The sequence below is a fragment of the uncultured Senegalimassilia sp. genome, assembly GCF_934632265.1.
GTDB lineage: Bacteria > Actinomycetota > Coriobacteriia > Coriobacteriales > Eggerthellaceae > Senegalimassilia.
Genome location: NZ_CAKTYH010000128.1, coordinates 1 through 5,476, shown reverse-complemented (window position 1 = coordinate 5,476; position 5,476 = coordinate 1). Strand labels below are relative to the sequence as shown.

General features: G+C 64.7%; 6 protein-coding genes. 2 read left to right on the top strand and 4 right to left on the bottom strand.

Translation table 11 applies throughout. From position 1 onward, the window contains the following. From Q0H50_RS08285 to Q0H50_RS08270, 4 genes are all read right to left on the bottom strand, one after another. Positions 1 to 457, bottom strand: a 457-nt coding sequence (locus Q0H50_RS08285) for a hypothetical protein (RefSeq protein WP_294421316.1), incomplete at its 3' end; no start/stop codon positions are given. Positions 458 to 469: 12 nt separating this feature from the next. After that, positions 470 to 1,153 carry a response regulator transcription factor gene (locus tag Q0H50_RS08280; protein WP_294421312.1) on the bottom strand — a complete coding sequence of 228 codons (684 nt, stop codon included), beginning with the start codon at positions 1,151 to 1,153 and terminating at the stop codon, positions 470 to 472. 150 nt (positions 1,154 to 1,303) lie between these two features. Next, entirely contained in the window at positions 1,304 to 2,488 is a 1,185-nt protein-coding gene (locus Q0H50_RS08275) for a 4Fe-4S binding protein (protein WP_294421310.1), read from the bottom strand. Between the two features lie 52 nt (positions 2,489 to 2,540). After that, positions 2,541 to 3,371, bottom strand: coding sequence for a hypothetical protein (locus tag Q0H50_RS08270; RefSeq protein ID WP_294421308.1), 831 nt, complete (start codon positions 3,369 to 3,371; stop codon positions 2,541 to 2,543). Positions 3,372 to 3,853: 482 nt separating this feature from the next. On the opposite strand from Q0H50_RS08270, the gene Q0H50_RS08265 reads away from it, so the two are divergent. After that, on the top strand, positions 3,854 to 4,678 hold the full coding sequence (locus Q0H50_RS08265; protein ID WP_294421306.1) for a hypothetical protein: 825 nt from the start codon (positions 3,854 to 3,856) through the stop codon (positions 4,676 to 4,678). 2 nt (positions 4,679 to 4,680) lie between these two features. Further along, positions 4,681 to 5,382, top strand: coding sequence for a molecular chaperone (locus tag Q0H50_RS08260; RefSeq protein WP_294421305.1), 702 nt, complete (start codon positions 4,681 to 4,683; stop codon positions 5,380 to 5,382). Positions 5,383 to 5,476 lie beyond the last annotated feature (94 nt).

The window sequence follows — 5,476 nt, the reverse complement described above, 5'->3', positions numbered from 1 at the left end:
CCTGTCCCCCATCGCGCTCACGCCCGCCGATGGTCGGCGGCGCGGCGGCGCCGTCGGAGGCATCGGCGACGGCAAGCTCCTGATCGGCCGAGCCGGCAAGGGCGTCGGTCCCGGCGTCTTCCCGGCCCGCAGCCGAAGCGGCGGCGGCACCGGCCTGCTCCGCTACCTGGGCCGACGCTCCTTGGCCGTCGGCGACAGCCGGGTCGCCCGCCCCGCCGTCGTCGGGCGCGGACTGGCCGTCGGCCGATTCCGGCTGGCCCTCGTCGGACGCGCCTTTCCCCATCTGCTTGCCTTGGTGCTCGGCTGCTTGCGCGATGGCCTGGTTGAGCGCGGCGTCGACCGTGGCGACGCTTTGCCGATGGTTCACCACGCAGATGGTCGTGAAGACCACCGTCAGCACGACGGCGACGGTGGCCATGTTCAGCGCTATGAACTTGATGCGGAGCTTTTTCAGCATAGGGCGGCCGCCTTAGGCCGCGGCGCCGTCGGCGGCGAAACGGTAGCCCGCCTTGCGGATGGTCTCGATGCAGGCCTGCGACCCCAAGAAGCGCATCTTCTTGCGCAGGAAGCTGACATAGGCCTCGACGTTGTTGTCCTCGGCGCTTGATTCCACGCCCCACACGCGCTCGATGAGCAGCTCCTTCGACACCACCTGGCCCGCGTTGCTCATGAGCACCTTCGCCAGGGAAAACTCCTTGAACGACAGGTGGATGGTCTTCTGCCCGCACGTCAGGTCGTAGCTTTCCAGGTTCAGCGAAAGGTCGCCCGCGTCGAGCTTCTCGAAGATCACCTCGCCTTGGCGGCGCGTGAGGGCGCGAAGGTGGGCAAGCAGCTCGGCGGGGCTGAACGGCTTGGTCATGTAATCGTCGGCGCCGCTGTCCAAGCCGGTGATTTTGTCGGGCACGGCGTCGCGCGCAGTGAGCAGCAGCACCGGCGTGCTCACGTTCTTGCGGCGCAATTCGGCCACTACCGTGAAACCGTCCATTTTGGGAAGCATGACGTCCAAGATGACCACGTCGTAGATGCCGCTTTCAGCATAGGCCAGGCCGTCGGCGCCGTTGTGCACCACGTCGGTGCCGTAGCCGTTCTCCTCCAGGATGTGCGCCAGCGCGCGGGCCAGCCGCACGTCGTCTTCCACGATGAGGATCTGCATGGTGTGCCTTCCGTCGGTTCTCGAACCTGCGCCGCAGGGCGCAGGCGTGCATTCTTTCGGTAACCAGTATACGGCCCAGCCTGAAAACGGGCTTAAAGAACGGGGCCGCCCCGTAGGACGGCCCCGCGTGCGGAAGCTATGGGATAAGATTTAGCGCTCGTAGACCTGATCGCATCCGAGCAGGTCCTTCATGGTGTGCCAGATCTGGTGCGGGTCGCCCACGGGATGCGCGGGCGGCTTCATCTCATAGCGCTCCACCGCGCCCGAGAGCAGGTCGACGGCGAATACCTCGTCGGAAAGCGTGAGCGCCTGCTGCGGGCAAATGTCCGTGCAGCAACGGCATTTCACGCAATCGCCGGGGAAATGCTCCACGCCGAACGTGCCGTCCTCGTCGGTGAACTTGCTGATGGCGCCGGTCGGGCAGAACGTCGCGCACATCTGGCAGCTGCTGCATTTGTCCGGGTCGATGATGACGTGGCCCCACAGACGCGTGTCGATCATGACGTCCTGCGGCTCGCCCAGGCTGGACAGGCCGTTCAGCAGAAGCTCGCGACGATCGGGAATGAAGTGCGGCAACGTGCCGTCGTCCATCACCTTCTGGAAGCGCGATTCGGACTTCTCCTCGATGCCGAGCGTTTCCTTCACGGCGTAGTCGGCGGTGGTGCCGGCGGCGGCTTTCGCCTCGGAGCCCATTTCTGCGAAGAACCTGCGCTTGCCGGCGTCGAAGCTGGACTTGCCCTCCAGGCGCACCTGGTGCGGGAACTTCTTCACCAGGTCGACGCGCATGTCGCTGTTCCACGTTTCCAGCAGCGTGTTGGCGGTGTCGCGCACCTGCTCGGCCATATGGAACCCGGTGGCGTGCTCGCAGGAGGCGCACTTGCCCTCGACCAGGCTGACGTGCTTGGCGCCGGCCACGGCCAACGTGACCAGCAGGCTTTCCTCCACGCGCCCAAGGCACGTGACGGACACGACTTTCTCCAGGTCAAGCAGCCCCTCAGCTGCGTTCACGATCTGCTCGCACGCGATGACGACCTCGTCGTCGGCGGCGCGCATGGCCTGGATGCAGCGATGCAGCAGCTCGGCGTCGTTGGGGCGATGGGCCTCAAGCGCGCACGTGGGGCACACGGTAGCGCACGTGCCGCAGCCGATGCACTTCTCCGGCGAGATGATCAGCTCGTTGTCGTTGTAGGAGATGCAGCCCGACGTGCACACCTCCGCGCATTTCATGCACGTGGCGTTGCGATTGCGCACGACGGCGCAACGGTTCTGATGAACCGTGATATCGGCGCTCTGAAGTTTTTCGAGCAGACCGAGGAAATTCTTGGCACTTGGCATTGCTGCCCCTTTCTCGTCTACCCCCTTGCAACTGGTTAGTATAGCCGTTCGCCTACGAAAACGCACCGGCAGCTGCGTCGAACTCGCGCACGGAGCCGTCGGCGTACTCGATGCCCCAGGTGCCGTAGTCCACGTCGAACGCGGGCAGCTCGGGCATGGCGAAGGCGGGCTCGGCGGGCTGGTCGGCAACGGCGTCGGCAGGCGCGGCAGCGGGCTCGGCGGCGTCGGCAGGCTCGGCGACATCAAGCTCGGCGGTGTCGGCAGGCGCGGCTACCTGCGGCTGCTCAGCCGTTTGACCTGCGGTTTCGTCTTGCTCGGCGGTAGCGGCGGCCTCGGCTTGCGCCTGCTCGGCGGCTGCGAGCTGCGCCTCGTAGCTGGCGCGCGACGGAATGCGCACGCAGGCGATATCCTGCCCCAGCGCACCGGCGTTCATGAGGTCGCGCACGCGCTCGACCATGTCCACCGCATCGGCAGGAAACGACGAATCGGAGCCCGTCTTCACCGCAACGAGCGCGTCGTCGCCGAACTCCAGCTCAAGCCAGTGATACGAAAACGCCGGCTGGCCGTTTTCGGCACGGACGTTGTTGGCAGCCGTGATGGTGTTGGACACCTTCGAGAACATGTTGTGCAGCCACTTGGGCATGACGCCCTCCCACAGCTGCTGCGCCGCCTCATCAGAGCTGTCCCAGTACGCGCGATGCAGCTTGATCATGAAGCGCATCACGTTCTCCGGGCGCTGCCCGTCTACCGGCTTGTGCGCCTGCACAAGCGACGGCGCCACATAGGAGTACGAGCGTTTGATGTCGGAGACGCACTCGTCGTTGAATAAACGTTCGTCCAGGTCCATGCGAAGAATCAAAGAGGGTCGAATAAAAGCGGTCATGGCTTCAGCTTCCTTTCTCCAAACCAAAGCGGGCCGGCGCACGTCCCCACGCTGCCGGGTCCGTCGTCCACTTGCATTCTTCCCCAAACCCCGCCGCGCAGTATGGCGCAACCCTCCGCGCATTGTCAAACGCGGGTTTGCGAACGCATCCCGCCGCAATGCGCGGCAAGGCGACTGCGCGCGATGAGCGCCCGTTCGGGGTCGCGGCAAATCGCTGCAAACCCACCGCGCAAAGACACGATTATCCCCAAAGTCGAATAATGCGACACGGGAAATCGAACCTTGACATCATCGGCGCGACGCGCCTATCATCAACGCGGGGAGTCCGCCGGCGCGCCGAATGCGCGCGGCAGACATTGTTTGCAAAAGTCGGAGCTTCAGGGGTGAAGTTCCCGGAGTCGGTCTTACGGGCCGGCACTGTAGCGTCGTGCCAGAAGGCAGGCGCTAGTTTTGTTGTTAGCAATGTCTGGGAGGGGCGGAGCATGTCTGATTCCACTTTCGATCTATCCTTTGATTCCGAGCTTGACGAGTTCGACCCGCTGGAGGACGCCAGCGCGGACGACGACGAGAACGAGGGCGGCGATTACACCGCCATCAGCTCGGCAACCGATGCGCCCGCACAGCAAATCGAGGCCGAAAGCGATAACCGCACGCCGGCCGAGCGCATCGACGACCTGTTCAAATCCATGGCCCCGCGCCGCAAGGTGCTGCTGGGCATCCTGTCCTTCGTGCAAGAGCCGCAAACCGCCGAGGCCGTGAACACCCACGTCGACGAGCTGCAGCAGGACAACTTCAGCGTTTATACCGCCGCCAACCTGTGCAACCTGCTCGAGCGCGCCGGCGCCATCGAGCGCATCACCGCCAACGGCCAGCCCGCCGATGACACGGAAAACGAGCCCAAGACCGTGGTCGTGGACGGCGTGGAGTACCTGGAAGCCGCCGAACCCGTCGAGGTGTTCTGGCTCATCACCGAGCCTGGCCAGGCAAAACTTGATTCCGACAAACCGATCGAGCGCCTGCGCGCCCTGCTTGAGGAGGACGCGGCGTACGCGGTCATCTACAAGCGCATCCTCACGCTGTGCGCAGCCGAGAACGGCGCCGCCACGCCCGCTATCAACGGCAAGGTCGACAACGACCCGCTCGTGCAAAAGCCCCGCTTGTACGCCCCGCATTTCGTGGACAAGCTGGAGCAATGCGACGCGTTGGAGTGGCGCAAGGCCTGGTTCACCACCGAAACGGGAAAGCAGGGCCTGGAAATGCTGGCAGATGTCGTGGACGGGTCCGCGGCCGATTCTAAGGAGGACTAACCATGACCGAGAACGCCAACACCGCCGCAGAGCAGGCTTCCACAGACGAGCTGATCAAGCTCATCGAGCAGCGCGCCGCAACGTACGGCCTGCTCAGCCGCCTGTTCCGCGTGGAAATCGACCAGGAACTGCTTGACGAGCTGCACGGCATGCGCTTCCCCGCCTCCACAGGCAACGCCGACGTGGACGAGGGCTACCTGCGCCTTGCGAAGTACCTGTCCAACACCTGGGAGAACAGCCTGACCGACCTGGCCGTGGACTACACCCGCGTGTTCATCGGCCACGGCGTGGACGCCTACAGCGCCGCCTACCCGTTCGAAAGCGTGTACACCTCCGAGAAGCGCCTGCTCATGCAGGACGCCCGCGACGAGGTGCTCGCCATCTACCGTTCCGCCGGCCTTGACAAGAAGAACAGCTGGAAGGAAGGCGAGGACCACGTGGCCCTGGAGCTGGAATTCGAGCAGGTGCTGGCCAACCGCGCCGCCGAGGCGCTGCGCAAGGGCGACGAGGAGGAGGCCGCCGCGCTGCTGACCACGCAGAAGAACTTCCTGGAAGACCATCTGCTGTCGTGGGTTCCCATGATGACGGCCGACATGAAGCGTTTCGCGAAAACCGACCTGTATCAGGGCTTGGCCTACCTCACCGATGGGTTCCTGAACACCGATAAGGCGTTCTTGGACGACGTTTTGACCGAAGACGAGTAACGGGCATCGCCCGCCGACGCGCTTCGAAGCCGGCGCGTCGGCGGTTTTGCACCGCCAGGCTTCCCGGCGCGGAGGGCGTCGGATACGGGGAGGC

Coding starts and splice junctions, on each gene's coding strand:
- Q0H50_RS08280 (WP_294421312.1), bottom strand. CDS start 1,153: ATGCAGATCCTCATCGTGGAAGACGACGTGCGGCTGGCCCGCGCGCTG.
- Q0H50_RS08275 (WP_294421310.1), bottom strand. CDS start 2,488: ATGCCAAGTGCCAAGAATTTCCTCGGTCTGCTCGAAAAACTTCAGAGC.
- Q0H50_RS08270 (WP_294421308.1), bottom strand. CDS start 3,371: ATGACCGCTTTTATTCGACCCTCTTTGATTCTTCGCATGGACCTGGAC.
- Q0H50_RS08265 (WP_294421306.1), top strand. CDS start 3,854: ATGTCTGATTCCACTTTCGATCTATCCTTTGATTCCGAGCTTGACGAG.
- Q0H50_RS08260 (WP_294421305.1), top strand. CDS start 4,681: ATGACCGAGAACGCCAACACCGCCGCAGAGCAGGCTTCCACAGACGAG.